The organism is Stutzerimonas sp. KH-1, assembly GCF_054483855.1.
The window spans coordinates 1,929,193-1,950,875 of sequence record NZ_CM137011.1 but is presented as its reverse complement, the minus strand read 5'-3'; the positions used below and the strand labels follow the sequence as shown (position 1 = coordinate 1,950,875).

The 21,683-nt window shown below is 56.1% G+C and carries 21 protein-coding genes and 1 pseudogene; 11 read left to right on the top strand and 11 right to left on the bottom strand.

Annotated elements, in window-relative coordinates; all coding sequences use genetic code 11:
• Window positions 1-25: 25 nt before the first annotated feature.
• The 6 genes from ACX1DW_RS09305 to ACX1DW_RS09280 all read left to right on the top strand — a co-directional run bounded on the left by ACX1DW_RS09305 (window position 26) and on the right by ACX1DW_RS09280 (window position 5,659).
• Complete coding sequence (locus ACX1DW_RS09305) at window positions 26-232, top strand: hypothetical protein (RefSeq protein WP_046622489.1); 207 nt, start codon at window positions 26-28, stop codon at window positions 230-232.
• 175 nt (window positions 233-407) lie between these two features.
• Window positions 408-1,661, top strand: a complete 1,254-nt coding sequence (locus ACX1DW_RS09300; RefSeq protein WP_458993271.1) for an MgtC/SapB family protein — start codon at window positions 408-410, stop codon at window positions 1,659-1,661.
• A 613-nt stretch (window positions 1,662-2,274) separates the two neighbouring features.
• Window positions 2,275-2,832 carry an OsmC family protein gene (locus tag ACX1DW_RS09295; RefSeq protein WP_152664437.1) on the top strand — a complete coding sequence of 186 codons (558 nt, stop codon included), beginning with the start codon at window positions 2,275-2,277 and terminating at the stop codon, window positions 2,830-2,832.
• 84 nt (window positions 2,833-2,916) lie between these two features.
• Entirely contained in the window at window positions 2,917-3,366 is a 450-nt protein-coding gene (cynS, locus tag ACX1DW_RS09290) for a cyanase (RefSeq protein ID WP_042939156.1), read from the top strand.
• Between the two features lie 67 nt (window positions 3,367-3,433).
• Window positions 3,434-4,315, top strand: coding sequence for a sulfurtransferase (locus ACX1DW_RS09285; protein ID WP_161612586.1), 882 nt, complete (start codon window positions 3,434-3,436; stop codon window positions 4,313-4,315).
• 75 nt (window positions 4,316-4,390) lie between these two features.
• Window positions 4,391-5,659: an MFS transporter gene (locus tag ACX1DW_RS09280; RefSeq protein ID WP_046622482.1), complete on the top strand. Its 1,269-nt coding sequence runs from the start codon at window positions 4,391-4,393 to the stop codon at window positions 5,657-5,659.
• Here ACX1DW_RS09280 and ACX1DW_RS09275 read toward each other — a convergent pair.
• The 4 genes from ACX1DW_RS09275 to ACX1DW_RS09260 form a co-directional block, all read right to left on the bottom strand.
• Window positions 5,576-5,878 (bottom strand): PDDEXK family nuclease, encoded by a 303-nt coding sequence (locus ACX1DW_RS09275; protein WP_414485147.1) that lies wholly within the window; start codon window positions 5,876-5,878, stop codon window positions 5,576-5,578. The genes ACX1DW_RS09280 and ACX1DW_RS09275 overlap by 84 nt on opposite strands.
• 71 nt (window positions 5,879-5,949) lie before the next feature.
• Window positions 5,950-6,138 (bottom strand): ribbon-helix-helix domain-containing protein, encoded by a 189-nt coding sequence (locus ACX1DW_RS09270; protein WP_063541680.1) that lies wholly within the window; start codon window positions 6,136-6,138, stop codon window positions 5,950-5,952.
• Between the two features lie 157 nt (window positions 6,139-6,295).
• Window positions 6,296-6,913 carry a DUF6088 family protein gene (locus ACX1DW_RS09265; RefSeq protein ID WP_063541682.1) on the bottom strand — a complete coding sequence of 206 codons (618 nt, stop codon included), beginning with the start codon at window positions 6,911-6,913 and terminating at the stop codon, window positions 6,296-6,298.
• A 51-nt stretch (window positions 6,914-6,964) separates the two neighbouring features.
• Complete coding sequence (locus ACX1DW_RS09260; RefSeq protein WP_033936531.1) at window positions 6,965-7,213, bottom strand: helix-turn-helix domain-containing protein; 249 nt, start codon at window positions 7,211-7,213, stop codon at window positions 6,965-6,967.
• Between the two features lie 764 nt (window positions 7,214-7,977).
• On the opposite strand from ACX1DW_RS09260, the gene ACX1DW_RS09255 reads away from it, so the two are divergent.
• Both ACX1DW_RS09255 and ACX1DW_RS09250 read left to right on the top strand, forming a co-directional pair.
• Complete coding sequence (locus tag ACX1DW_RS09255; RefSeq protein WP_063541684.1) at window positions 7,978-8,424, top strand: hypothetical protein; 447 nt, start codon at window positions 7,978-7,980, stop codon at window positions 8,422-8,424.
• 60 nt (window positions 8,425-8,484) lie between these two features.
• On the top strand, window positions 8,485-8,715 hold the full coding sequence (locus ACX1DW_RS09250; protein ID WP_225002080.1) for a BPSL0761 family protein: 231 nt from the start codon (window positions 8,485-8,487) through the stop codon (window positions 8,713-8,715).
• Between the two features lie 709 nt (window positions 8,716-9,424).
• Here ACX1DW_RS09250 and ACX1DW_RS09245 read toward each other — a convergent pair.
• Genes ACX1DW_RS09245 through ACX1DW_RS09230 form a run of 4 tightly spaced genes read right to left on the bottom strand, consistent with a single transcriptional unit; the run spans window position 9,425 to window position 14,846 of the window.
• Window positions 9,425-10,705 (bottom strand): site-specific integrase, encoded by a 1,281-nt coding sequence (locus tag ACX1DW_RS09245; RefSeq protein ID WP_155736412.1) that lies wholly within the window; start codon window positions 10,703-10,705, stop codon window positions 9,425-9,427.
• Window positions 10,702-11,241 (bottom strand): hypothetical protein, encoded by a 540-nt coding sequence (locus ACX1DW_RS09240; protein ID WP_161612585.1) that lies wholly within the window; start codon window positions 11,239-11,241, stop codon window positions 10,702-10,704. Before ACX1DW_RS09240 ends, ACX1DW_RS09245 begins: the two co-directional genes overlap by 4 nt.
• 1 nt (window position 11,242) lies before the next feature.
• Complete coding sequence (locus ACX1DW_RS09235) at window positions 11,243-13,105, bottom strand: hypothetical protein (protein ID WP_161612583.1); 1,863 nt, start codon at window positions 13,103-13,105, stop codon at window positions 11,243-11,245.
• On the bottom strand, window positions 13,098-14,846 hold the full coding sequence (locus ACX1DW_RS09230) for a hypothetical protein (RefSeq protein ID WP_063543721.1): 1,749 nt from the start codon (window positions 14,844-14,846) through the stop codon (window positions 13,098-13,100). The genes ACX1DW_RS09235 and ACX1DW_RS09230 overlap by 8 nt, the downstream gene beginning before the upstream one ends.
• Window positions 14,847-14,992: 146 nt before the next feature.
• Here ACX1DW_RS09230 and ACX1DW_RS09225 point away from each other — a divergent pair.
• Window positions 14,993-15,544 (top strand): annotated as a pseudogene (locus ACX1DW_RS09225) (recombinase RecA family protein); the annotation flags it as partial.
• A gap of 5 nt (window positions 15,545-15,549) precedes the next feature.
• Complete coding sequence (recX, locus tag ACX1DW_RS09220) at window positions 15,550-16,020, top strand: recombination regulator RecX (protein ID WP_208217868.1); 471 nt, start codon at window positions 15,550-15,552, stop codon at window positions 16,018-16,020.
• 71 nt (window positions 16,021-16,091) lie between these two features.
• Here recX and ACX1DW_RS09215 read toward each other — a convergent pair whose 3' ends face one another.
• Both ACX1DW_RS09215 and ACX1DW_RS09210 read right to left on the bottom strand, forming a co-directional pair.
• On the bottom strand, window positions 16,092-17,183 hold the full coding sequence (locus tag ACX1DW_RS09215) for an LOG family protein (protein ID WP_152481057.1): 1,092 nt from the start codon (window positions 17,181-17,183) through the stop codon (window positions 16,092-16,094).
• Between the two features lie 106 nt (window positions 17,184-17,289).
• Window positions 17,290-18,699, bottom strand: a complete 1,410-nt coding sequence (locus ACX1DW_RS09210) for an MBL fold metallo-hydrolase RNA specificity domain-containing protein (RefSeq protein WP_102840829.1) — start codon at window positions 18,697-18,699, stop codon at window positions 17,290-17,292.
• 132 nt (window positions 18,700-18,831) lie between these two features.
• Between ACX1DW_RS09210 and ACX1DW_RS09205 the strand changes: the two genes are divergently transcribed.
• Window positions 18,832-21,240, top strand: a complete 2,409-nt coding sequence (locus tag ACX1DW_RS09205; protein ID WP_458993270.1) for a phosphoketolase family protein — start codon at window positions 18,832-18,834, stop codon at window positions 21,238-21,240.
• Window positions 21,241-21,264: 24 nt separating this feature from the next.
• On the opposite strand, the gene ACX1DW_RS09200 is transcribed toward ACX1DW_RS09205, so the two are convergent.
• Window positions 21,265-21,663, bottom strand: a complete 399-nt coding sequence (locus ACX1DW_RS09200) for a PA3611 family quorum-sensing-regulated virulence factor (protein WP_102840831.1) — start codon at window positions 21,661-21,663, stop codon at window positions 21,265-21,267.
• Between the last annotated feature and the right edge of the window lie 20 nt (window positions 21,664-21,683).

The following is a 21,683-nucleotide window of genomic DNA, read 5'->3' as shown; positions in this document are numbered from 1 at the left end:
GCCATACAAGAAGGGAGACACAGCCATGCACGAGCACCACCCGATCACCGACCCCGTCTGCGGCATGACCGTCAAGCCGGAATCGCCGCACCGCTTCGATCACGCCGGCCTCGAGCCCGCGTTTGCCGGAAGGCGGTGCGCGCGGATTGGCTGCCTCGCCGTCCGCGAGAATGGCGTCGTAATCCTTGCGGCAGGACGCAAGGCGTTCGGGCGTCAGCACGCCGCCGCCTGATCGACCTCATGGCAAGCGGCGACCAGCAGTTCGATCAGGCGGTTGGCCCAAGCCTGCCCCATCTCCTCGAAGGCGTAGGTCAGTTCCCGCAGGTGATGGGCGTTACTACCTCATATTTCAACAATTATTTTTCCATCTGCCCGACAGTTGGTCAGGTGAACTACGGGAAGCGCCAATGGACCCTAACGTCAACGAGCATCTGATCTCTTTTCTGACCAGCCTGGCCATCGGCCTTCTGATCGGGGTTGAGCGTGAACGCGCCGGTTCGGCAATGGGGTTACGAACTTCGGCCTTGGCCGCGCTGTTCGGCTCCATCGCCGCCCTCGTCGGCCAGAGCGTCGGGGCGCCGTGGTTTCTCCCTGCCGCCTTGCTGGCCATGACGGGCATCATGGTTTTCGGTCAGACCGCGACCGGGGAGAGCGAGAGCCACGCTGGCCCCACCACACGAATGGCCATCCTGCTTTCGTTCACCCTCGGAGCGATGGTTTGGCTCGGCCACGGTCGTTATGCTGTTATGCTAGCCATTGCTGCCGCAGCGCTGCTCCATTTCAAGGCCGAACTGCGCGGCTTGAGTTCACGGATTACTTCCCGCGACCTGGTGTCGATCCTGCAGTTCGCTACGCTGAGTTTTATCGTGCTGCCGCTCCTGCCCAACGTCGGTTATGGACCCTATGGCGCTTTCAATCCTCACCACGTCTGGATGATGGTCGTCCTGATATCCGGCTTGAGCCTCGCCGGCTATTTGGCCATGCGTGCGGTCGGAGATCGCTTTGGCCCGCCCTTGCTCGGTCTGCTGGGAGGACTGGTGTCGAGCACCGCGACTACCCTGGTGTACGCCCGTCATGCCCGCCAGACGCCGACCATGGCGCTGACGTCGTCGATCGTCATTCTCATGGCCAATCTGGTCTTGTCCGTGCGCCTGGGCATGATCGCCGTTGCCATCGCGCCCTCCTTGATGGCGACCCTTTGGCCAGTGTTGGTCGGCAACCTGGTGGCAGGCGGCTTGGCGGTACTGTTCGTCTGGCATCGTTCGCGGACGGGGGGGCCACTTCTTTTGCCGGAAGTTGCCAATCCGACCGAGTTACGGGTTGCGCTGAGCTTCGGTGCGATGTATGCCATCATTTTACTTTTAGCCTCGTGGCTGTCCGATTGGGCGGGAACCCGCGGGCTCTACCTGGCGTCCGCCGTGTCCGGGCTGACCGAACTTGATGCCATCGCATTGTCGACCCTGCGCCTGTTTGGGAATGGGAAACTGGGCGCCGAGGTAGCCGCTAACGCGATCGGCCTGGCGATTCTCTCTAACCTGTGCTTCAAAACTGGCCTCCTCGCCTGGGTCGCAGGGCGCGACTTCCTGTTGCGCTGCCTGCCTGGGATGATGGCTATCGGGATAGGCATTGCAATCGGCATGGGGTGGGTTGCCTATGCTTGACCAATCTCTCGTGTAGTTACGGCTTGCAGCTCTTCCTACGGCTCTGCGCCATGTCCGCTGATCTAAAGGGTGCTGTGCTACGCAAGCTGGGTGATGAGCCAAGATGGGCGGGACTGAGGTTCAGACGCGAGTTGCCCCTCTGGCTAACGGAAATTTCGGCGGTTCCGGCTTACAACCCCTAGAACTTCGCTGCGTCCTCTGCGGTGCCGTCGTACCAGAGGCAGATCGTGTTCTTGCTGACCATGCTCGTCTCCCGCTTGTGAGCGGTGGTTGAGTCACGAAGGCTAGCCGAGTTTTTGGTCAACTGGCGCTACTGGTGAGCCTCCGTGCCATCGCGAACATGGGTGCCGCCCGGGTAGACCAACCAGCAACCTGAGCCAATTCGTGAGCTGACATTGTCGTCAATGTCGACAATGTCAGCTGCCGACTATACCCAAGGCTTGCTGAAAACTTGGTTGTTGGGAGGGGTGCCTGAATTGGTTAAGTATATGATTTTAAAGAAATAAAAATCAGATTTCGGCGGCATGGCATGACTTGGCACACCTGCTGCAAAAGAGCATTCGAGTCCAAAAGAGCAGCCCAACTGCTCGATCAAAACCCGATGGAGAATGCCATGTCTGCAGCAACCGCCACTTGCCCGACCACCGTGAAGACCTACCTGAAGCCGATCGATCGCGACGGGTTGATGGCCTTCGCTGAGAAGGGCCGCAACAACCCGGCCACCCGTGGCACCAACAAGGTCCACTCCGTCATGCAGGGCATGTACCGCAGCCTGAGCTATGTCGGTGATCACCAGCCGGTAGTGGTCGACGAGCCGCTGCACCTGTTCGGCGAGGACACCGCACCGGCCCCGGGCGAGATCGTCCTCTCCGGCCTGGGTGGTTGCCTGGCCGTGGGCATCACCGCGGTGGCCACCTGGAAGCAGGTGAAGCTGAGCAAGCTGGAAATCTTCCTCGAGGGCGATATCGGCAACCCGGCGGCCTGGGGTGCCGGTGGCGCGGAGATGCAGCCTGCGCAAATGGGCTTCCAGGAAATCCGTGTGAAGGTGCTGGTGGAGGGCGATGCGAGCCGCGAGGAGCTGGATGAGATCGTCAAGCACGCCAACTTCTACTCGCCGGTGGCCAACACCATGCGCAACCCGATCCCGTTCAGCATCGGCCTGGCCGACTGAGACTGACGCAACGCCCTGCGACCATTTTGCGGGCAGTCGCCAGTGCGGCGCTGCCCGGACACCGAACCGAATGAGGAACGCATCATGATTTCCAGCCGCGAAGAAGTGACCAAACTGATCCTGGCCGCCAAGGTCAGCAAAGGCCTGAAGTGGAGCCATGTGGCCGAGGCTATCGGCCTGTCCAAGGAGTGGACCACTGCCGGCTGCCTGGGCCAAATGACCTTCGACAAGACCCAGGCGGAAACCCTCGGCCAACTGTTCGATCTGCCCGACGAGGCGGTGGCCTGGCTGCAGATCGTGCCGTACAAGGGCTCGCTGCCGAGCGCCGTGCCTACCGATCCGCTGATCTACCGCTGGTACGAGATCGTCAGCATCTACGGCACCACCATCAAGGAGCTGATCCACGAGGAGTTTGGTGACGGCATCATGAGCGCCATCGACTTCTCCATGGATATCCAGCGCCAGGCCGACCCGAAGGGCGACCGCGTCAACGTGGTGCTGTCCGGCAAGTTCCTGCCGTACAAGAGCTACTGATTCCTGCTGCAGCCCATGCTCTCGGCCAGTTTCAGGCTGGCCGGAGCAAACCGGAGAGGATGGAACCATGAGCAACAAAGTGCTTTTCGGGCCCGACGAAGCGGCAGCCTTGATGCAAGCTGGCAAGGCCGTGCTGATCGACATCCGCGACCCCGAAAGTTATCAGGCCGGGCACATCGTCGGCGCGGTCAATGTGCCGGATGTCTTTTCCTACCTGGCGCAAACCAGCCCCGAGGGGCTGCAGGCCTTGCAGGCGCAATTCGCCGAGCTGTTCGGCAACGCCGGTCTGGATGGCGAGAAAGTCGCCATCGTCTACGAAGATGCGCTGAATACCCGCTATGGCGGATCGTGCCGCGGCTTCTGGCTGTTGCAGTACCTCGGCTACCCGAAGGTCGGCATCCTCGATGGTGGTCTGCGGGCCTGGAAGGCATTCGGCGGCACGGTCGACATCGCGACGGTAACCCCCGCAGCGGCGTGCTTCCCCGTTCTGCCGCAGGCTGAGCTGCTGGTAACCACGGAGCAGATGCTGGCGGCACTGGCCGATCCAACGATCAAGCTGCTCGACAATCGCGACAAGGATGAATGGCTGGGGGAAAGCTCCTCGCCCTACGGCAAGGACTTCGCTCCGCGCAAGGGGCGCATCCCCGGTGCGGTCTGGCTCGAGTGGTACGAGCTGATGGATACCCGCAAACCGGTCGCGGCATTCAAGTCGGCTAGTCAGGTACGCGCCCTGGCGGCCGAGCGAGGCCTGACGCCTGATGACGAGATCATCATTTATTGCTTCAAGGGCGCACGGGCGGCCAATACCTACGTTGCCATGAAGCTGGCCGGCTTCGACAAGCTGCGCATCTATCTCGGTTCCTGGAACGAATGGTCGCGTGACGAGCGCCTGCCCATCGAAACCGGCCTGCCCAAAGGGGCCGTGCGTCTGCTGCCGCTGGTGGTCTGATTCGTGGCGCTGTCGGGGCGAGTCCTGGTCAGGGCTCGCCGCATTTGTTTCAGTTCCGAGGTGTGGAGTTAGTCGATGACAGGCGTTCGCTTGGGCCTGCGGGAAAACCTCGGCCAGTTTGGCCTGCTGGTACTGGTTAACGCCTTCGTCGGCGCCATGATCGGCCTGGAGCGCAGCATTCTCCCGGCCATGGCTGAGCAAGAGTTCCAGCTGGTGGCGCGCACGGCGATCTTCTCCTTCATCGTTGCCTTCGGGATCAGCAAGGCGCTGACCAACTATCTCGCCGGACGCTGCTCCGATCGTTTCGGGCGCAAGCCGGTGCTGGTGGCCGGCTGGCTGGTCGCCGTGCCGGTGCCCTTCATGCTCATGTGGGGGCCAGACTGGAGCTGGGTGCTCGCGGCCAATGTGCTGCTCGGGGTGAGCCAGGGGCTGACCTGGTCAACCACGGTGATCATGAAGATCGACCTGGTCGGCCCCAGGCGGCGCGGCCTGGCCATGGGCTTGAACGAGTTCGCCGGCTACCTGGCCGTCGCCGGTAGCGCACTGCTGACCGGATGGTGCGCCGCCGAGTTCGGCCTCCGGCCAGAGCCCTTCTACCTGGGGGTGGTCTATGTACTGGCCGGGCTGCTGCTGTCCGTGTTGCTGGTGCAGGAAACGCGTCAGCATGTGGCGCTGGAGGCGCGCAGCCAACCTGCTGTCGAGGGGATGGGGTTGAGTCAGGACGAGATTTTCCTCCGTACTTCATTGCGTGATCGCAACCTTTCCAGCGTGAGCCAGGCCGGGCTGGTGAACAATCTCAACGATGGCATGGCCTGGGGGCTGTTCCCGCTGTTGTTCGCTGCCGCCGGAATGACGTTCGGCCAGATCGGCGTGCTCGTGGCGATCTATCCGGCCGTCTGGGGGATAGGGCAGATCTTCACGGGCGCCTGGTCCGATCGGGTCGGCCGCAAGTGGCTGATCGTCTGGGGCATGGCCCTGCAGGCCATAGGTATCGGGGTGACGGCGCTGGCCGGGCAGTTCACGGGGTTTGCCCTCGGCGCCGTGCTGCTCGGCGCGGGCACAGCGATGGTCTATCCCACCTTGCTGGCAGCCATCGGCGACGTGGCGCACCCGACATGGCGTGCTTCGGCGGTGGGCGTTTATCGCCTGTGGCGCGACCTGGGCTATGCGGTCGGTGCGCTGCTCGCCGGATTGCTGGCTGACTGGCAGGGACTGTCTGTGGCGCTTTGGGTGGTGGCAGCCCTGACCCTGCTTTCAGGATTATTGGTTGCCATGCGCATGGTCGAGCGCCGACAGGACGCGGCAGGCGGTAATCCCATTGCCGCGAAGGAGGTAGCAGCATGAGCAATATCCCGTGTTGCACTCAGCTCCTGCAACCGCCATCTCTTCCAGCAGGCGCGCAAACTCCTCATCGGTGAGGTTGACGCGGTTGAGCTGCTGGAACTTTTCGCGAAAGTTGGCTTCGAGCCCGGCGCAGTCGCGAATCTCGGGGCGATAGCTGTACTTGAGGTCGCCGAGCTTGGCGAGCAGGTCCTGCTCGATCTGGTGTTCGGTGATGGTCATGAATCAGTCCTGCCGTCATAGAGGCTTCGATGTGGCGGATAGGCGGCTACTTGTGGCGAATCAGAGCCACATCAAGCATTCGTCTTGGGCTCCCCGCCTGGTTGGTTCAGACTCAAGTCATGATTGCGCGCGTACTCCAGCACCAAAATCTCGACCATCGATGCCACCGAGCGGCGTTCGCGATCAGCCGCCATACGCAAAAGCTGCTTGATCTCAGCGGAGGTGCGGATCGAAAGGGTTTCGTCCTTAAGGCGTGACATGGCAGGGCCTCGTCAAAAAAGTCACGCAAATGTACTGCCTTTGCATTTAACTTTACAACACAAATACATAGCTTCGATGAAGTTGCACCCGGCTTGAGGGCGAATGGTCACAACACCACATTGCGATCCATTCGGTCTGGTGTGCTGGGTGCTTTGGCTAGCTTCCCGAAGACACCGCCAGTGATGCTTCTTCAGCGAAAGTAGCCAATGCCGCCCGCATCCATTTGGGCATGCTGCAGGCAAGCAGCGTGGTCAATTCGTCCGGGCTCAGGGTATCGGCTATTTTGGAAAGCGCATGGGGACACGCCCCATCTTTACCGAGGTAGTAAAGCGCCGTGAGCGCCAAGCCTACCTTGTTCCCGGCATGCTGCAAACGATCACTGGAAACATGGTTGAGACGAACCACAGCATTGCCGGCCTTGATTTCTCGGGTTCTGCCGCTGGTGTAGTAGACCGGCACCACCTGCATCTGCGTGCTGAGCCCCAACCTGCGCACGGCCTCAGCTCCGTGTATCTGAATCGTCTCACCATTCGCCTTGGCGAGAATATGCATGATGGTAATCGGGCTCGGTCTTACCCAGCCGACGTAGGTACTCAGCTTTGGTCGCATATAAACGCCACGAGCTACGCGCTCCAGACGGCCTGCTTGCACCAGCCTGGAGAGTGCTTTATCGACCGCTGCACGCGAACCCAACTCTGCGAAGAGGTTGCGCACGAAAGGCTTGCCCTTCTTCATGCGCTTGACTCGATTTGAGATGGCTTGTGCGACAGACATGGAAGCCTTCTAGGACCTGTGCGTCTTCTGAAAGATCGAACGCTGATAGACCTAAACAGCAGGTGTTGAGCGTTGGTCTGCCACGATCCTTTCCACCTCGTCGACGATCTCAGCTGCCGTGCAGCCCAAGGGGATGGCCAGCTTGATCAAGGTGGTGATCGTTGGCTGATGGATGCCCCGCTCCATCAGGCTGACATAGTTACGCTGCAATTCTGCCTCATGAGCCAATCGCTCCTGGGTGAGCCCTGCTTCGACACGACGTCTGCGCAGGACCTTTCCGAACGCCAGTTCGACTTCCACAGATGCCCCCCAAAAGGGAGGACTATCTGGGCGGCGCCGCTCCAGGTCTTCACAGTATACTGTGAATTTGGTAAAACATGCCCCCATGAGATGGCGCCACCCTCCACCGAATTGAAGGGTCACCTTCCTACAAATGCCGGCCTCTCAATCCGCTGTAACTCAAATAAAAACGATTAATTCCCGATAAGCAATCAGTTAAAAAAGGATATATAGACATGAGGGCTATTGGCATAACTGCTTCTGTTGCACTTGCAATGCTTCTGCAGTCAGGAGCCATTGCTGGGGAAACTGGAATTCAGCAGCTTGTTAAAAGGTGCGAGTCCGCTTCTAAAGCACAAGGGACATCACCTGCACTATGTTCGTGCACATTGAAGAGGATGCAGGAGTATGGATTCTCTGATTCAGAAATCGTTAATTTTTCTCGACGCAACTTCAAACCAAAGGACCTACATGAAACTGAACGCCATATGGACTACAGCATTAAGATTCGATTAATAGGAGGCCAGTGCGGCTAACTATTTTTTTACTAAAAACATCCAAATTTCACGCAATTAACTATGCACCCTAAGCTTGGCGGCGGTCACACCGCTACGAATTACCGACCAAGTCTAACGAAACGGCTGCCCCGATGATCCAAAACCCATAAGAAAACGATTCTTGACGCAAACTTCACGCCCCAGAAAAGTTAAAACATGAAGCGTTATTAAACATAAAACAACCGCAGCAACATTAACTATTGACTATATCTCATCAGTGAGCGAAGAGTGTTTAAAACAAATCGCAATGCGGAATTGTTTCCTAGGCTCTCCCATAGCCCAGATGGCGTGCAATTCTGGTCATTTATCGAGCAAGATATGGCGTGCCCTTGGTTCTACCTCCAAATGGTCGAGGAAGATAACAGGGAAGCCTTTCGAAGCATGCTGATGGTTCCCACACCGGCTCTGCTTGAGCAGATCGTGGCTGCGGTAAATGATTATGCATGGCTGGAAAAGGCTCAACTCGTGACCCCAGCTCATATAAATAAGACGGGCCGCTGGCTGATGGAGCCGTTGCTGGAGGTCGCCGCGATCCGTAACAAGCAAGGTCAGGAACTTGGGTACGAGTATCTAGTGGAGGGAGGCCGAACGTATTCCGTCTCAGCAGACCAGCTACCAGACGGACAACTGAACAATCACACGATCTTTTCTGCGGCGTTGCATCTGCCGAAGTAAAGACCTTCGATCTCATAAGCCGAGATCGAGACCCTAAGCTATGCATGCCTGGAGGGAAAAATGACCATGCCCTACGAACGCACCCGGGCGGTGGTACAGACACACGACTTTCTGGTCGAGCTTTCTCGTGACACATCTCTACCCGAACGTGTTCGGCGCGATGCTCGCTTCCTCCTACGTCATTACCCAAGCCGGAGTGACATGCTTTTGGCCGGTCGGATTGAAGAGCTCGCAGATACATTGCCAATTGGAGCGCTCGGCCCCGTATTCAGCTCAACGTTTACGCGCTAGCGAAGACCACGAGCAAGCTTTGAATACAAGGCGCTAGCGTTCACCCGATGCAGAGTTGAATTCTCTATACCATTACCGCCTACCCGTGCGAAGGTAGCCGGTAACGGTGTTTCTGGGCGATTTCCGTTCTGCTAGAAATTTCCCAAGCGGACAATGTTCAGACCTGTTCAAAGGTCTCGGAACCAACTCTGACCAGACCGATAAACTTCTAGGTGGGTAATCTAATACAAGTCGAGTTGGTCGGACGCTTACGCTCTAACTCCCTCACGCGCTCCCATAACTGTAGATTTTGCGAAAGCACTTCGGTCACGCTGCGCACGAACCATTTCAAGCTCCTTCTTGAAAGCGCCAACTTCCCTTCCAAGCGTTCAACTCTTTCCGTGTGCGACGAACCGGAATCCTTGCTAACCTCAACACGAAAAGCCTCAATCCTCGCCAGTAGCGGTAAATGAAAAACAGTGACCGGGCCGCTCCGCCACAGTCTCCCAAGGATGAAGAGCGAGAATACATAGAATATGGACATTGATCGCGTTTCTGTCCACATCAGCTTGATGTCCATATGGACTTGTATGGCGAGTGCCTAAAACCACGTATATTCAGGCCTAGAGTCGATGTCCATACGTCCGTCCATATCGACTTTTTCGACATAGTTATTCCTACTTTTAGAGATCAGTTTTACTGTATTCGCAGGCGCCAAGAAATGCAAATCTCAGGGAGACTTGGCGTTGATCAATGCCATTATTCCGGCCAGCTTCTCTTCGGGTGATCTACCGTCGTCTGTCTTCAAAAGTTTTTCTATTGCCGTTAGAGTCGCAGAAGCGTTAGGTTCTGCTTTGAGAATAACCTGGATTTCTGGATCTTGTGTAAGGTGAATGTAGGTCGAAAGGGTGTCCTTAGAAGCATGGTATGAATCCTTACGCACAATTGCCATTGCCACATCCAAGATGTTCACCTGGGATATTTTCGAAAGTTTGCTGATGTTTTTCGCAACCAGAATTGTGAAGTAGCGGTGGCGGAAATTGTGGTAAGAAACTCCTTGAAGTAAATCCTTGTGTTTGGATGAATTGGCAACCACTCGATAATACGAGTTGAAGGTCGTGCGTGACATTGGGAGGCCGCTGTCTTCGCTAACAAATATTCTGTCATGAAGCAGGCTGTGTGGATGCAGGCTATGGGTAAGCGATACGAACTTGTATAATTCTTGTAGCTCAGGTCTAGGGATCAAAACTTTCCGCAAGCATCCCTTGTACTTGCCTTTGAGAACTGGGATGTTTCTGACGAGATCGTTGTTTTTGAAGGCGTGAATGATTGAGCTCGCGGGGATATTTATCGCTTCTTCGATCCGGCATCCTGTAAATTCCAGAAGGGTGGAAAGCACGTACCATCTATCAATGATGTACTGATTGGATGTGTAGTCATGAATAGCATCGTGCCACGCGCTTAGCTCGTTGTTACGAATAAAGCTTATTGGTTCGGTTGGTGTGTCTTTCAGGTTTTCTATACATGGGTGTGTTAGAAACCGTACCTTTCGCCTCTGGAAATTGTAATGATCTTCTGTAGCGTTAATCTGAAACTCATGGGCGCCAGTGTCGGTTGTGAGGAGCTTTGAAAATTTGTTTTCCTGTTGGGTGTGTTCCAGCAGGAGTAGTATGTACCTAACAATTCTTTTTAAGGTGGTGGAATTTGACTTTTCAAGTTTTTGTTTGTGTGTAACAAAGTCGTACAATGTTTCGTCGGTGACGTCGAAGATGGTTAGCTTGTTAGACTCAAGATAGCCTTGAAAGACATTTAATGTTTCTGCTCGACTAAATACGGTCTTGGGTGACGGGCGTGCTCCGTAGCTGTTGGGCCCGCCACCATACTGTGTTAGGTAGTTGTTGATCTCCCAACAAAAATTGCCCTTTGAGTCAAATAGAAGAGGTAGTGGTGGGGGGGTATGACCATGGTTGAAAAGAAAATCAAGATGGGGAGATTTTGCTGTATGTATCATGGTTTCACCAGCATTAAGTGCGCTCTATCAAGGGCTTGGGTATGGCTCTTTAGAACTTGCTGGTATCTAAGGTCTTGACGCGTTTGCTCGTCTACTCTTGAGGTTAATTGAATGTATGCGCGGTACATTTCAGCAACTGTGTTGGTAAGGTAATCGATTTGGTTTTTTAAAATGGTGATTTCTTCTTGCTGTGAGCGCTTTGTCGTTCGTTTTTGATGTGGGGGCGCTTCGGCGACGGTGGCCAAATTGTTATATGCTTTGAGGGCTACAGAAAGTTGTTCTGCATATTCTTTGTTGTAGGGTTCTTGTGAGGTGTTGTATGAGCAGGATGATACTTCTAGAGTGGCGTCCTCCCACGCTAACGCGGCTTTGAAGGGGATGCCCCTCTTGCTCTTGAGTGCGTCTAGTGTCGGAATTTTTTGATTGTCTCGAACTGCTTTCCTAAGCAGTATAATTTTGTTAAGCAGGCTTTGTGTTTTGGCTTGTTTTTCCTTTAGTTTAGCTGCTGATGTTTCGCCTTTCGAATAGCGGTTCATGTTATCTGCTCGCATATATAAAGATTTTTTGGTTGTTCATAATCTTTAGCTTGATGTCGTGATGGTTTGCCAGTTCTTGGAGGTGTTCAGACAACAAAGTGTGATCCCCTAGTTTTACTTCTTGTTCACATTTGGAGAAAACGTCAAGTAATTCTTCGTCGACCAAGACATCCTTGCCTACGTGGCCCTCCAAGAAGTCAGTTAGAAATTCGAGAGTATCTCGCTCCCATTCAGGTTGGTTCGAGATGTCAGCATAGTAGAGTGTTACATTCGGTTCGATGTGTCCCATCATCCATCGCAACGGTTCAATTTCAGTGCTTCCGCTCAAGTAGAAGAAGAAGGCTGCGAAGAAACGTCTGAATTGATGAGGACGTGCATACCATCGTGTTTCGCCTGTGGTTGGTGTTTGAATCCAATCAGAGTATTGGTCAAGTATTTTACGAAAAGTTGTCTCGTTTCGGTCTTTCCCTTTCTGTGCGCCAGAGGGCCAGATTGAAGTCATCCCTGGATGGCGATCCTCCATAAACTCGATATATTCGTAAATAAAGTCCCAAATGATTTTAGGGATTGGTCGCTTAATAATTTCAAGCTCATGGCTGTTGCTGGCTTTCGGGATCTTAAGTTTCAAGTCCCATAAGCCATCCAGTTTTGATATTGTTAGGCAATTGGCGTCAAGCAAGGAGGCGCTCAACACGCGGCAAGCTGAAAAAGTATGTATCAGGATTCGGGTTGTAATGGCGTAGAAATCAATCAGCTCGTCAGTAGAAATGTGCTCTCGCAAAATAGAATTGCAGCTGATTCCACCTCTGGTTCTGCCGCATTTCCCATACGTTCTGATATTGAGGTGTCGTAATGCCTTAGGGATTGGTATCGCCTCTAAGGTCTGTTTCTTGAAGGTGTGTACGTTTGATCTGATTGTGCTGGCCGCGTACCGTCCAATAATTTCCTTGTTGTAGTAGTCGTCAAGCCTTTTAATGTATTTTCGGATATGTGGTGCATAGTCGCGGTGAAAGACAATCGCGTTGCTGATGTAGTGGAATGCTACGTTTGTAGGCATCAATGGGGTTTGGTTTTTCTCGATAAATTTCCCGGGCATGTTGTTTAGAATGTCTGAAATATCATCTGCTCCAACCTCAAAAGGATGAGATTGCTGTTCCTTTGTGGAGTGCAGGTAAGCTAGGTTGGTGCATTTGTTTTGTAGTGTGCAAATGCTGAGGCTATCTTCGTCATCCTCTTCGTTTGCAGCATAGGTGCAGACGAATTCTCGGCAGATATCAAACTTGTTGTTCTTGAGCTTCTGAATAATGATCTTTTTAGTAATAGGGGGGATCCCCATATTTGAGATCAAGGGAGCAATATTTGTCAGTCCTCTGGATGCTGATCCTAATTCTGAATCAAGCTTGGCAATATTTATGCCCATGAATTTTAAGTCATGGGCTTCTAGGAAGGTTTTCACATCGTCCAGAGTGATGTCAGCCAAGGTTACGATCTTAGGAGCCTGGCTTGAGCGAGCCCGTGCCTCGTACACATGATCGGCAATTTCAAAGGCTGTCCTCACAAATGAAGCAAGTGCATTCGGTCGTTTCGATTTTGAGCTTTCAATCAGGGCAATGGCTGATGACTGTAAGTCCCTGATAAACAAGTTCCACACTGGGTCTGCTGTGGATGACTCGTCGAATAGCTTATAGTCGAAGCTAATCTTTACATAGTGTCTAGTGTTTGGATCATCTGAGGTGGACACTCTTGTTCCGGTTTTTGGCACATACCATTCTGTCTTTGTGGAGACAGGGTGAATCCAATTAGGAAGAACGGCTTGGGATGACGGTGCCGATGGTATGATTTTTTGAGCTTCCTCGTTATTCATTAACGGATACCTCGAGGAGAGCAAAGTCCATGCGTTTAGGTTTGGCATCGGCAAGCAGTTTAATCATTTTGCGACTGCCTTCTTCTTGGATCTTTGTGATAATCGTCTTGCATGTTGAAATAAGATTGTTGTCTTTCCCGAATGTTGCATATGAGACGACAAGCTCAATCGTTTGAGGCGAGCAGAGAAAGTAAATCATATGGTTTGGATTACTTTCTGCTGCTTGGAGGGGGGTGGCTCTGATTTGCTTCACGGCGTTAATGAGCTGGGCTTGGGATATCTCATAACTTTCACTACTGGGGTGGCTTGTAGAGGGGGAGATTTCTTCGGCTATAAGTAGCTGAATATTTTGATGGTCACGGAGTTTTTTTCGGTATACAAACTCTTGGATTGACGGTGGTACGTAATTTCGCAAGGCAGTCAGTAACGAGTTGCCAAGGTATAGACTTGTTTCCAGAGTGTCGCCACCGCTCTCGATCCACTTAAGCAGGCCACGTGAAACTCTGATTTTGGGCATGGTAGGCTTAGCTTCAGCTACCCATGGGGGAAGCGAATCAATGATTGCCTTGAAAGTGCTTTTTCGTCTCGTGTCTAAGATACGGTAGAGATGCTCATCCCATTGACGAGTGGGGCTAGACCCATCCATGACGAAAAGATAGTTGGAGTTCAAAGCCTTGGAGTGCTGAGTTCTCATTTGTAACAGCATCCATAGCGTAGTATTAGCGTCTATACTTTCTGCATCGACTTTAATCTCGTTCGAAGCTTTTGGTGCATGGCGCTCAATTAATTTGTTAGCCCGGGGTTTAAGGGTAGTGACGGTGATCCCGCCATCCTCGCGGATGGTGACGAATTGCCCATCTTTCGTTTTCTTTACTTGGGCGTTTGCCAAGTCGATGACGTTAATTCCAAGCTCATCAATAATGATGCACATCGCCGCAACAGCAAATTCGTCAGTGATTCCCAAGTATGATTTAATTTTCATTGAAGACCAGGAATAAATGTGATGTGATCCAGGAAATGATTTGCGAGTAAAAAGGCCGTCTTGTTCTGTGGCTAGGTACGCAACAGAGTTAATGAAGCCATTTGGGTGGGAAGGTGAGAAAAAACTAATATGTTGGCCGGTGCCAAAGCCTCTCAGGTTAGGATCTAAGTTGTCCTTTGTTAGTCGAATAGCAATTACATCGCTTCTGCGAATAATGTCTGGGGTTTTTAAATAACGCGCAAAACTTTCTGCAACAACATGTTTGCATTTGGAGAGAATGACAGCTCTATGTTTTTCGATTTGTTGTGCAATTTCGCTCAGAGCGATTTCCATGGAGGCTGCTTGAACGGCATGTTCCAAAGTCAGATAACCAAGGATATTGCATTCTTTTTCCGAGAATACGTCTGACGATTTGGGGATTGGGGGGATCAGCGCATTGCTAGGCAGTTTCTTGGCTTTTTGAAGCCTGTTTAAGTAATGACTAACTGCTGTGTAGTCAGAGATTACGGTAACTTCTTTGACCGGCTTGCCTGTGGTTTTTGATATTGCACTACGGCGATGAAAGAGAAATGTCCGACATGCATTGGTAATCACCCCAGAGTTCCGATGCCATTCCGGATCAAGGTCGTGAGCGATCATGAAAAATTCGCGGATGAAGGGCGCCCGACGCTTTGGAGGATGCTTTTCCACCCAGGTCAGGATGTCCTTCGGGCAGCAGGTTTTGATACCATTCAGGAAATTTTCCAGCTTCCCGCTCATCACGTTCCTACCTGAAGTTGGTTCAGATAGGAAGCGTAGATGGGGATTTGGCTTCCGCAAGGGTGAAAGGCATGAACAGTATGGCTTTGCAGCGCGTTGGCCTCGTAAGAGCGACCCTACCTGAACCCCTCCAAATACTGCTTCCTTTGCAGGCCCGCCTGATGTCCCAGGCGCTGCGCAAGATCACCGGTAACATCAAGAACGCCAATTGCCTGGTCATCTTCATCAACCAGATCCGCATGAAGATCGGCGTGATGTTCGGCAGCCCGGAAACCACCACCGGCGGTAACGCGCTGAAGTTCTACGCCTCGGTTCGTCTGGATATCCGCCGTACCGGCGCGGTGAAGGAAGGCGACGAGGTGGTCGGCAGCGAAACCCGCGTCAAGGTGGTGAAGAACAAGGTGGCCCCGCCGTTCCGCCAGGCCGAGTTCCAGATTCTCTATGGCAAGGGTATCTACCGCAACGGCGAGATCATCGACCTCGGCGTGCAGCAGGGGCTGGTGGAGAAGTCCGGTGCCTGGTACGCCTACAAGGGCAACAAGATCGGCCAGGGCAAGGCCAACGCCGCCAAGTTCCTGGAAGACAATCCGGAGATCGGCCGCGAGATCGAGCAGCAGATCCGCGACAAGCTGCTCGTGGTTTCCGGTGGCAGCAAGGCGAACGCGGTCAGCGAAGACCTGGTTGACGCCGACCTCTGATCCGCATGGCCGCCGTGCTCGATAATCCCGTCGCGGTGCGGCGGGCTGCGATGGACCTGCTGGCTCGCCGCGAACACGGTCGTGTCGAGCTGGCCCGCAAGTTGCGCCAGCGTGGCGCCCCGCCTGATCTGATTGAGCAGGCTCTGGATCGTCTCTGCGAACAGGGCCTGCTGTCCGAGTCCCGTTATCTCGAAAGCTTTGTCAGAAGCCGGGCCAATGCCGGCTACGGGCCGTTGCGCATCCGCGAAGAGCTCGCTCAGCGCGGGCTGTCTAGAGCGGATATCGAGCAGGCGCTGCGTGACAGTGGGTTCGACTGGAATGCACAGTTGCGTGAGCTATGGCAGCGAAAATTCGCCGGCCGCCTGCCTGCCGATGCGCGAGAGCGCGCCAAGCAGGGTCGTTTTCTCAGTTATCGTGGCTATCCCCTGGAGCTGATCAGCCGATTGTTGCGAGGTGGCAGCTCGGCTGACTGCTAACGCGCTCGGCAAACGTCACGTCGTTGCGCTTCAGCGCTTGCCTTGCGGCGTTTCGGTTGCACCGTTGTCCCTCAATCCTCGCTGGCCAGCGGACGCGCCCAGTTGCCGGGCTCGTTGATATAGTCGGTGAGCTCCCGCAGTCGACCGTGGTTGCGCCCGTTGAAGGCGAAGCTCAGACGCGGCAGGCGCTGCAGTTCCGGTTCGTCCAGTTCCAGCTCGCAGCAGTTCTGCTGTTCGAAGCCTCCATTCACGCACAGGTCGGCGAACTCCTCGTTCAGGTATTCCATCGCCTGTTGATTGAGCGGATGGTTCATTCGCAACACGAAGTGCTCTTTCAGCCAGCGACTGGAGTGGAAGTTGCGGTAGAAATTGGCGATCTCCTTCGCCGCCTCGTCGGCGTTTTCCACCAGCCGCATCAGCCGCATGTCGCTGGGAAGGATGTAGCGATTCTCCTCCAGCTGGCTGCGCATGAACCGCAACGCATCCTTCCAGTAAGTGCCGCCCGGTTCGTCGAGCAGTACGATCGGCACCAGTGGACTCTTGCCAGTCTGAATCAGAGTGAGCACTTCAAGTGCCTCGTCCAGCGTGCCGAACCCCCCCGGGCAGAGCACCAGGGCATCGGCCTCCTTGATGAAGAACAGCTTGCGGACGAAGAAGAAATGGAACGACAGCAGATTCTCGGTGCCGCCAACCACTGCGTTCGGATGCTGTTCGAAGGGCAGTGTGATGTTCAGGCCCAGGCTGTTGTCGCGCCCGGCGCCTTCATGGGCAGCCGCCATGATGCCGCCACCGGCGCCAGTTATGACCATGAAGTTGAAGTGAGCGAGCGTCGCGCCCAGCTGACGTGCCAGAGCGTAGAGCGGATGTTCGACCGGTGTGCGCGCTGAGCCGAATACCGTGACCTTGCGGCGACGCTTGAACTGGTCGAGGCGACCGAAGGCATGCTCCATCTCGCGCATGGTCTGCAGCAGGATCTTGGCATCCCAACGGCTGCGGTCGGCCTGCGCCATGCGAACGACGGTCACCAGCATTTCTCGGTACAGCGGTAGGTTTGGGCTGTTGGCGGGGACCACCATTCCGGCCAGCTCGTCGAGCTTGCTTTCCAGGTCGGCGCCGCTGGTCTGGAAGTGTCGCGACAGGTAGTCATCCGGTTCAAAGGACATACAACATCTCCATGTATGAGCGTCGCGTTCAGGCTATAGGGTGCACTCGGCAGGCTCAAGCCGATTGCTGGCAGGCCGGGCCGCCGGCGGCCCGACCTGCTGCGTTTCAGAGTGCGATGCGGTCACCGGGTTCCGGTATCCGTGCCTCCCAGCCGAGGCGGTCGCGGATGGTCCGTTGCAGGATCAGCATCTTCTCCAGCTCGCCGTGAACCAGGTAGAGTTCCGGGCGATTTTCAAAGTTGCTCACCCAGTCGATCAATTCGGATTGTCCGGCGTGGGCGGAAAATCCGCCGAGGGTATGCACTTTGGCATTCACCGCGATGCGCTGATGAAGCAGCTTGACGCTCTTGGCGCCGTCGACGATCACGCGGCCAAGTGTGCCGCGCGCCTGGAACCCTGGAATCACCAGGTGGCACTCGCCGCGCCATAGGTTGTGCTTGAAATGATGCAGGATGCGCCCGCCGGTGCACATGCCACTGCCGGCAATGATGATCACGCCGCTCTTGAAGCGGTTGATCGCCATGGATTCCTCAGGGGTCGGAGTCGATTTCAAAATCGGCAACCAGCGTTCGGCGTAGAGCTTGCCACTGACACCGCTCATGGACGAATCGAGGCCGTTGAGATCCAGCTGATCCTTGTAGTGCGCGTAAATGGCGTTGGCCCTGATCGCCATTGGGCTGTCCAGAAATACCGCCTGCTGGGGCAACCGTCCTTCGCGGTAAAAGCGGCCCAGGTAGTAGATCAGGTCCTGGGTGCGGCCGACTGCGAACGAGGGCATCAGTACGTTGCCACCATCGCGATGCGCTTCTTGCAGGATAGCGGCCAACTCTTCGATGGTCGCTTCGTGACTGCGATGGTCACGGTCGCCGTACGTCGACTCCATGAGCACGACGTCGGCTTCCTTGAGCACGGCAGGCGCGTGCATCAACGGCGAGCAGGTGTTCCCGAGGTCACCCGAGAACACCAGGCGACGGGTTCTGCCGTGATCGCGCACATCCATCTGCACGATGGCTGATCCGAGAATATGCCCGGCGTCGTGGAAGGTCACCGCGACGCCAGGGGCGGCTTCGAACGTCTCGCCATAGGCATGGGGGTTGCGCTGGGCGAGCATCCGTTCGGCGTCTTCACGGGTGTACAGCGGCTGGATCATCGGTTTGCCGATGCGTGCCCGCCACTTGTTTTCCCACTCGGTGTCCTTTTCCTGGATCTGAGCAGAGTCCAGCAGCATGAGCTCGACCAGCTCGGCCGTGGCGTCGGTGCAATGCACAGGGCCTCGGTAGCCCTGCGCCACGAGTCGGGGCAGCAGGCCGCTGTGGTCGATATGCGCATGCGAAAGCACGACGGCATGCAAGCTCTTGGGGTCGAAAGCGAACGGCCCGCGATTATCGCTTTCCTCCTCGCGACGGCCCTGGTGCATGCCGCATTCGAGCAGAACCCTTACGCCGTCGTGGGTCTCAATGAGGTAGCAAGAGCCGGTCACCTGTTGAATGGCACCGAGAAAACTGAGCAAAGCCATACTGCCTTCCTGTCTATACGATGATGTCCACTGTGCTCGCTCGGCTGCCGTGACCACTTGATACATATCAGAGATAGCGAAACGAGCCCTGCCTAGACTACAGCACATCCCGCTTACCAACGGAGTGAACCCATGAGTCAGCTACTGCCCAGCCTCGTCGAGCTGGATCAACACGCGCAAGCCGAACCGGAGTTCGCCACCTGGCGTGGTGGCTTCGGTCCGTTCGAGCATGCCGCGCAGACCCAGGCGGCGGTGTTCCGTCTGGCCCACCAGCTGGTACAGGCTGGGCACCAGCCGGATCTGGCCAGCGTGTACCGGTTGCTGCAGGCCGTCGATCGAGTCGCCAGCGCCGGGCTCTGGCTGGTAGTCCACATGACCTATGCGCAGAAGGCGAATCTGGATGGCACGCCATTAGCTGCCGACGACTTCAAGCGAAACCCCGAAGGCCATACCGGCGGGGCGTTGAACATGGTGCCGGCATACGCCGGTTACCTGGCGCTCAATGCCCTGACCGGCCGCACGCGTGCCTGGCTGATGGGGCAGGGCCATTGCGTGGCGGCTGTCGACGCGCTCAATTTGTTGACAGGCAACTTGCACCCCGAGCAGACGCAGGCCTACGGCGACGGCGAAAAGCGCATCAATCGTCTGCTGCAGGATTTCTACGGCTATCGTCAGGCGGCCGATGGCAGCCCGCTCGCGCCGCTGGGCAGCCATGTCAATCCGCACACCGCGGGTGGCATTGCCGAAGGGGGCTACCTGGGCTTCGCCGAACTGCAATATGCGCATATGCCGCTGCCGGGTGAGACGCTGGTGGCGTTTCTTTCCGATGGTGCGGCCGAGGAGCAACGCGGAAGCGACTGGATACCACGCTGGTGGCGAGCCGAGGACTGTGGCGTAGCACTGCCGGTGATGATCGCCAATGGCAGGCGCATCGAACAGCGTACGGCGCTGGGGACGGAGCAGGGCCTTGAGGATTTCCGCCAGCATCTGAGTCAGTGTGGCTTCGATCCGATGCCGTTCGACGGTCGCGATCCGGCCGCCTTCGTCGCGACCCTCTGGGAAATGGAGTTGCGCCTGCAGCGCCGTGTGGAGGAGAAGGAGCGGGGTATCCTCAACTATCCGCTGCCGATGCCATACGGTATCGCCGAGACGGTTAAAGGCTTTGGCTTTTACGGTGCAGGGAGCAATGCCGCTCATAACCTGCCGCTGCCGGATAATCCACGCCTGGACGAAACTTCGCGCGAACTGTTCAACGAACATGCGGCGCGCCTCTTCGTTGCGCAGCAGGATCTCGATGACGCTCTGGAGTTGTTCGTTCGCAGCCGCCAGGGCCGGGTGCTCGAGCGGGACAATCCACTGGCGGCGCGCCGGCCGCCAGCACCGGTCATTCCTAAACTCAGCTACCGAGACGATGCCTGCTCGCCGATGGCTGCGGTAGATCGCTTCTTCGTCGAACTTACCGAGGCCAACCCGGCATTGCGGCCTCGGGTCGGCAACCCGGATGAGCTGGCGAGCAATCGCCTCGGGGGCGTGCTCAAGGCGCTCAAGCACCGCGTGATCGAACCGGAAAGCGAGCTGGAAGCAATCGATGGCGCCATCATTACCGCACTTAACGAAGAAGCCGTGGTGTCAGCGTGCCTTGCCAATCAGGGCGGGCTGAATCTGGTTGCCAGCTACGAAGCCTTTTGCGTGAAGATGCTTGGCGTGGTGCGCCAGAGCATCATCTTCTCGCGCCAACAGAAGGAGATAGGCCGGCCGGCTGGCTGGCTCGGCTGGCCCCTGATTGCTACTTCGCACACCTGGGAGAACGGCAAGAACCAGCAATCACACCAGGACACGACCTTCTGCGAGGCCCTGCTCGGTGAGATGAGCGACATGGTCCGCGTGCTGTTTCCGGCCGATCACAACAGCGCCCTGGCGTTGCTCCCGTCGATCTACCAGGCGCGTGGCGAGCTGGCCTGTCTGGTCATGCCCAAGCGTGACAGACCGTGCTACTTCGATCGTGCCCAGGCCGAGCAGCTGGCGCGCGACGGTGCCATCGTGGTGGAGGAAGTGGCGGGTAACGAACCGCTGCTGCTGATCGCCAATGGCAGCTACCAACTGGGCGAAATGCTCCGCGCTGCCCAGCGGCTCAAGGAAGCCGACTGTGCCTATCGATTGGTATACCTGCAGGAGCCGGGTTGCTTCCGCGGGCCGCGCGATCATTGGGAGGTCGAGGCGCGCGCCAGCGATGGTGTGGTGGCGCAGCTGTTCCCCGATTCGATGGAAATGCGCGTGCTGCTGACTCACATGCGGCCAGAAGTGGCACGTGGACACCTATGGCCCATCCTGCCTGATGCGCGCAAATGCTCGGCGCTCGGTTATCGCAATCGTGGCGGCACGCTGGATGAGTTCGGCATGCAATTCGCCAACCGCGCCAGCTGGGCCAACGTGCTCGCTGCTTGCGCGCGCCTGCGCAACGTGCCGCGCACAGCCCTGCTGACCCGAGAGGAGGCTGCGGCGGTGGCTGGCAAGGGTGATCCGCAGATACTGCGCGGATAAGTTCACCCAAGGCCCCGCCAGCGACTACAGGCCGCAGTCTGCGGCCGTGTAGCGCTCGCTGGTGATGGGCTTGTTGCTCTGGTATTCGCTGAAGTCGTAACGCAGCTCGGCACCTTGGCTCATCAACTTGCGCAACCCTTCATTCCCGCAGACGCTGGCGGCCAGTTGGCTACGTACGTCGGCGGGGTTGTCGCGCATCTGCGCGGCGTGTCGTGGCTGGACGCTGAGATGGTTGACCAGGACATTGTTTTCCACGGTATAGCCCTGGTCGAGGATGTCCTCGTTGATCGCGCGAGGCGTGCCTACGCTGCTCTGGCGGGCAACCTGATCGAGCAATTGACTGAGCTGCTGCTCCTGCAGCGAAGCGGCGTGAGCAACGGGAAATGCGATGCTCAGAGCGAGCAGGGCGGTCAGGCGGTACATGGCGGTCTCCTTTTGGCTGC

What these genes read in the sequence shown, in the direction of transcription:
- ACX1DW_RS09305 (WP_046622489.1), top strand. Translation starts at nt 26, where the DNA reads ATGCACGAGCACCACCCGATCACCGACCCCGTCTGCGGCATGACCGTC.
- ACX1DW_RS09300 (WP_458993271.1), top strand. Translation starts at nt 408, where the DNA reads ATGGACCCTAACGTCAACGAGCATCTGATCTCTTTTCTGACCAGCCTG.
- ACX1DW_RS09295 (WP_152664437.1), top strand. Translation starts at nt 2,275, where the DNA reads ATGTCTGCAGCAACCGCCACTTGCCCGACCACCGTGAAGACCTACCTG.
- cynS (WP_042939156.1), top strand. Translation starts at nt 2,917, where the DNA reads ATGATTTCCAGCCGCGAAGAAGTGACCAAACTGATCCTGGCCGCCAAG.
- ACX1DW_RS09285 (WP_161612586.1), top strand. Translation starts at nt 3,434, where the DNA reads ATGAGCAACAAAGTGCTTTTCGGGCCCGACGAAGCGGCAGCCTTGATG.
- ACX1DW_RS09280 (WP_046622482.1), top strand. Translation starts at nt 4,391, where the DNA reads ATGACAGGCGTTCGCTTGGGCCTGCGGGAAAACCTCGGCCAGTTTGGC.
- ACX1DW_RS09275 (WP_414485147.1), bottom strand. Translation starts at nt 5,878, where the DNA reads ATGACCATCACCGAACACCAGATCGAGCAGGACCTGCTCGCCAAGCTC.
- ACX1DW_RS09270 (WP_063541680.1), bottom strand. Translation starts at nt 6,138, where the DNA reads ATGTCACGCCTTAAGGACGAAACCCTTTCGATCCGCACCTCCGCTGAG.
- ACX1DW_RS09265 (WP_063541682.1), bottom strand. Translation starts at nt 6,913, where the DNA reads ATGTCTGTCGCACAAGCCATCTCAAATCGAGTCAAGCGCATGAAGAAG.
- ACX1DW_RS09250 (WP_225002080.1), top strand. Translation starts at nt 8,485, where the DNA reads ATGACCATGCCCTACGAACGCACCCGGGCGGTGGTACAGACACACGAC.
- ACX1DW_RS09245 (WP_155736412.1), bottom strand. Translation starts at nt 10,705, where the DNA reads ATGATACATACAGCAAAATCTCCCCATCTTGATTTTCTTTTCAACCAT.
- ACX1DW_RS09240 (WP_161612585.1), bottom strand. Translation starts at nt 11,241, where the DNA reads ATGAACCGCTATTCGAAAGGCGAAACATCAGCAGCTAAACTAAAGGAA.
- ACX1DW_RS09235 (WP_161612583.1), bottom strand. Translation starts at nt 13,105, where the DNA reads ATGAATAACGAGGAAGCTCAAAAAATCATACCATCGGCACCGTCATCC.
- ACX1DW_RS09230 (WP_063543721.1), bottom strand. Translation starts at nt 14,846, where the DNA reads ATGAGCGGGAAGCTGGAAAATTTCCTGAATGGTATCAAAACCTGCTGC.
- recX (WP_208217868.1), top strand. Translation starts at nt 15,550, where the DNA reads ATGGCCGCCGTGCTCGATAATCCCGTCGCGGTGCGGCGGGCTGCGATG.
- ACX1DW_RS09215 (WP_152481057.1), bottom strand. Translation starts at nt 17,183, where the DNA reads ATGTCCTTTGAACCGGATGACTACCTGTCGCGACACTTCCAGACCAGC.
- ACX1DW_RS09210 (WP_102840829.1), bottom strand. Translation starts at nt 18,699, where the DNA reads ATGGCTTTGCTCAGTTTTCTCGGTGCCATTCAACAGGTGACCGGCTCT.
- ACX1DW_RS09205 (WP_458993270.1), top strand. Translation starts at nt 18,832, where the DNA reads ATGAGTCAGCTACTGCCCAGCCTCGTCGAGCTGGATCAACACGCGCAA.
- ACX1DW_RS09200 (WP_102840831.1), bottom strand. Translation starts at nt 21,663, where the DNA reads ATGTACCGCCTGACCGCCCTGCTCGCTCTGAGCATCGCATTTCCCGTT.